This is a genomic window from Enterococcus sp. 3H8_DIV0648 (assembly GCF_002140655.1).
Classification (GTDB): Bacteria; Bacillota; Bacilli; order Lactobacillales; family Enterococcaceae; genus Enterococcus_A; species Enterococcus_A hulanensis.
Map to the genome: position 1 here is coordinate 2,770,317 of NZ_NGLG01000001.1, position 4,222 is coordinate 2,774,538.

The following is a 4,222-nucleotide window of genomic DNA, read 5'->3' on the forward strand; positions in this document are numbered from 1 at the left end:
TCAATCATTTCTAAAACAAAAAAAGTAAACGTAGATTCTCGCCAAAAAAAGTAAGAAACCTCTTTTCCCTTTCTATCGGTTACTGCATCTAAAAATAAACTATTAGTTTGTATTCTTTTTTTCCACTCCAAAATAAATCTGTAATATAGTAAACTGACTATTCCTAGATCATTTATAAGTCTTTCCATACTCAAATGGATATTTTCAAGCAAATATTCCATTGTATAACTTAAACCTTCACACTTTGCAATTTCTGGTATTTTGTCAATAGAACGTAAAAAATCTACACAAGATGTGTATAAGAGACAGCTGCAATACAATGGACTCCTCAATAACTATACCCTCTATTGTATTCAGAAAATATTTCAAAAAATTTAAATACAACTGTTTGTTTTTATCATATTGACTTAAAATACCCTCTTTTCTCTTCTCCAACTCCTCAACTCCTTACAAATACTATTGCTTACCTCATTTTATCAGAAATTTACTTCTATTAATCAATTTCTCTATTTAAAACTTTCCAACAATTTAATCTACTGATTATACTGGTGGGGAATTTGGTGGGGATTTCTGAAAAAAAAAGACACCCACCAATTGGCGGATGTCCAAAATCGTTGATATACCAACGATTAACGTTTTGAGAATTGTGATGCTTTACGTGCTTTCTTAAGACCTGGTTTTTTACGCTCAACCATACGTGAATCACGAGTAAGCAATCCAGCGCGTTTTAATGGTGCGCGGAAATCAGGATCTACTTCTAATAAAGCGCGTGAGATACCGTGACGGATAGCGCCGGCTTGACCTGCGTAGCCTCCACCGTTTACATTTACGAATACATCGTATGAACCAGCAGTTTCAGTAACACCAAATGGTTGGTTGATTACTAAACGTAGGTCAGCATGTGGGATATATTCTTCAACGTCTTTTTTGTTTACAGTAATTTTACCAGTTCCTGGTACTAAACGTACGCGAGCAACTGCATTTTTACGACGGCCAGTGCCGATATATTGAACTTGTGCCAATGAATTTCCCTCCTATTAAATCAAGTTTGTGATGTCTAAGACTTCTGGTTGTTGTGCTGCATGTGGATGTTCTGCTCCACCGTAAACGTGAAGTTTCATGCCTTGAGCGCGACCTAAAGTGTTTTTAGGAAGCATTCCTTTAACAGAAGTTTCGACCAAACGGCGAGAATTTTTAGCACGCATTTCGCCTGCTGAGATTGATTTCAATCCACCAGGGTAGTTTGAGTGACGGTAGTAAATCTTGTCAGTTGCTTTTTTACCTGTCAATTTGATTTGATCCGCATTAATTACGATTACAAAATCACCAGTGTCAATATGTGGTGTGAATGTTGGTTTATTTTTTCCGCGTAGTACAGATGCAACAACTGTTGAAAGACGTCCTAAAGGAACATCAGTTGCGTCTACTACGTACCATTTACGTTCTACTTCGTTTGGCTTAGCCATATATGTTGTACGCACGTTTTTTTCCTCCAATTTCGATTTCGAATGTTTGACAAACACTTGAGTTTCCGGGGCTCTTGTGGGGCAAACAATACCATTTACCATAATACTTGCAAAGCCTTGTCATGTCAATGTTTTTCTCTTTGAAAACGCAAAATATTTTCATTTCCCAAACTATCTCCTACTATACATAATCGTTCGCAATATACACCAATAAATGAATAAAGAAACGAATAATCGAAATTATTTTGCATAAATATTTAAAAAGTGCTTGCTTTTTGTATTTTACGGTGCTAATATGGCTTCAACACATTAATTAGAATTTAATGAAAAAGCGATAAGGGAGCAATCAGGATGAAAGAAAAAGTAATTTTAGCATACTCAGGTGGTCTCGATACTTCAGTCTCAATCAAATGGCTCGTCGATGAAGGTTACGACGTGATTGCCTGCTGTTTAGACATCGGCGAAGGCCGCGATACCGAATTTATTAAGAACAAAGCGCTGCAAGTCGGCGCCATTGAATCATATGCCATCGACGCTCGTGAAGAATTCTCGCAAGACTTCGTATTAATTGCTTTGCAAGGAAATACCTACTACGAAAATTCTTACCCATTAGTTTCTGCGCTGTCTCGTCCATTGATCTCGAAGAAATTAGTGGAGCTGGCTCACCAAACTGGAGCAACCACGATCGCCCACGGCTGTACGGGTAAAGGAAACGACCAAGTTCGTTTTGAAGTTTCCATCGCCGCCCTTGATCCGAACTTGAAGATCATCGCGCCGGTTCGTGAATGGAAATGGTCCCGTGAAGAAGAAATCAACTACGCGGCTGAAAAAGGTGTGCCGATCCCAGCGGATTTAGACAATCCTTATTCGATCGACCAAAACCTATGGGGACGTGCCTGCGAATGCGGCATCCTAGAAGACCCTTGGGCTACACCGCCAGCTGGCGCTTATGCGATCACCGCTGAATTGGAAGATACACCAGATAAACCAACCGTCGTTGAGATCACTTTTGAAAAAGGCGTTCCGACTGCCTTAGATGGTGAAGAGTTATCATTAGCCTCATTGATTATGAAGCTGAATACCATCGCCGGCGTTCACGGCATCGGCAGAATCGACCATATCGAAAACCGCCTGGTGGGGATCAAATCTCGTGAAGTCTACGAATGCCCGGGTGCGGAAGTATTGATGAAAGCTCATAAAGAATTAGAAGATTTAACCTTTGTTCGTGAGATGGCCCATTTCAAACCAGTCATTGAACAGCAATTATGCCAAATGATCTATGACGGTCTTTGGTTCAATCCGACAATGGATGCGTTGATCGCTTTCTTGAAGCAATCACAAGAAGTCGTAAACGGCGTCTTGCGTGTGAAGCTCTTCAAAGGCAACGTCATTGTTGAAGGACGTAAATCTGACAACAGCTTATACAACGAAAACTTGGCAACTTATACGTCTGCTGATACTTTCGATCAAGATGCAGCGATCGGCTTCATTAAGCTGTGGGGCTTGCCAACTAAGGTCCACGCTGAGATCCAAGCAGAGAACAAACAACCGACGATTTAGAAATTTGCAAGAGAAACCAGATGTGAGGCGGCTTTTACTTGCCGGTAAATAAGGCCGTCCGGTTTCACATCTTGCCATTGCTCTTAGGAGAGTTTCTTTTCCTGTAAGGAAATAAGGAAACCAGCAATGTTTTCATCCTGAGGTATCTGAAAAGATGCCTCCTCCCTAGCTTAAAAGCTTTTCGAACTCGTTCAGCTTTTGAGCAATAAGACTAAAATTTTGATAAGTCGCTCTTCAGACTTAACAAAATTTTCGCTTATTGTCGATAAAGCTAGTTCGAAAAGCTAGATATAAAGAAAAGCTAAGCGGGCTCGTTCAGCTCTCAAGCAATAAGACCAAAATATTGATAAATCGTTTTTCAGATTTCTCAATATTTTTGCTTATTGTCGTAGAGAGCTAGCCCGTGTGCTAGATATAAAGAAAAGTTTAGCGAACTCGTTCGGCTCTTGAACAACAAGTCTAAAATTTTTTTAAATTGCTCCTCAAATTTACAAAAATTTTCGCTTGTTGCTTCAAAGAGCTAGTTCGATACACTAGACATCTAAGAAAAGCTAAACATAAAAAAAGACCGTTGCGACGGTCTTTTTTGTTAAAAATCAATCAATAGAAGTGAGGATAAAACAATGGCAAAATTATGGGGTGGCCGTTTTGATGGAAAAAATGAAGCATGGATCGATGCCTTCGGTGCTTCGATTCCCTTCGACCAGCAGCTAGCTACACAAGATATCACCGGCAGCTTGGCGCATGTCAAAATGCTTGGTGAAACAGGCATCATTACAAAAGAAGAGTCCCAGCAAATCACCGCTGGACTAAAAATATTGGCAGAAAAAGCTGCTAAGGATGAATTAACCTTTACGATCGAAAATGAAGACATTCATTTGAACTTGGAAAAGATGCTCCACGATGAGATCGGCCCTGTTGCCGGCAAGCTCCACACCGCCCGCAGCCGAAACGATCAGGTCGCAACCGATATGCATTTATATCTGAAGGAACATTTGACCGAGATCATCGAGAAGGTTCAACATTTCCGCGCTGTCTTGGTCAATAAAGCCGAAGAACATGTGGAAACGATCATGCCCGGCTATACCCACCTGCAGCATGCACAGCCGATTTCTTTTGGTCATCACTTAATGGCGTATTATGGCATGCTGACGCGTGATCAGGCTCGCCTTGAGGAAAGTATGAAGCGTGTCGAC

5 protein-coding genes are annotated in these 4,222 nt (G+C 40.6%); 2 read left to right on the forward strand and 3 right to left on the reverse strand.

Annotation, left to right across the window (positions count from 1 at the left end):
* The 3 genes from A5875_RS24005 to rplM form a co-directional block, all read right to left on the reverse strand.
* A partial coding sequence (locus A5875_RS24005) for a hypothetical protein (protein ID WP_217809346.1) occupies nucleotides 1-221 on the reverse strand: 221 nt, incomplete at its 3' end.
* Between the two features lie 408 nt (nucleotides 222-629).
* Nucleotides 630-1,022 carry a 30S ribosomal protein S9 gene (gene rpsI / locus A5875_RS12750; protein ID WP_088933951.1) on the reverse strand — a complete coding sequence of 131 codons (393 nt, stop codon included), beginning with the start codon at nucleotides 1,020-1,022 and terminating at the stop codon, nucleotides 630-632.
* A 15-nt stretch (nucleotides 1,023-1,037) separates the two neighbouring features.
* Complete coding sequence (gene rplM, locus A5875_RS12755; protein ID WP_242550895.1) at nucleotides 1,038-1,466, reverse strand: 50S ribosomal protein L13; 429 nt, start codon at nucleotides 1,464-1,466, stop codon at nucleotides 1,038-1,040.
* 351 nt (nucleotides 1,467-1,817) lie between these two features.
* Between rplM and A5875_RS12760 the strand changes: the two genes are divergently transcribed.
* Nucleotides 1,818-3,026, forward strand: a complete 1,209-nt coding sequence (locus A5875_RS12760) for an argininosuccinate synthase (RefSeq protein WP_088933953.1) — start codon at nucleotides 1,818-1,820, stop codon at nucleotides 3,024-3,026.
* A gap of 623 nt (nucleotides 3,027-3,649) precedes the next feature.
* Nucleotides 3,650-4,222: lyase family protein (locus tag A5875_RS12765; RefSeq protein WP_254911871.1), on the forward strand; the 573-nt coding region annotated here is incomplete at its 3' end.

Coding starts and splice junctions, on each gene's coding strand:
- rplM (WP_242550895.1), bottom strand. CDS start 1,466: ATGGCTAAGCCAAACGAAGTAGAACGTAAATGGTACGTAGTAGACGCA.
- A5875_RS12760 (WP_088933953.1), top strand. CDS start 1,818: ATGAAAGAAAAAGTAATTTTAGCATACTCAGGTGGTCTCGATACTTCA.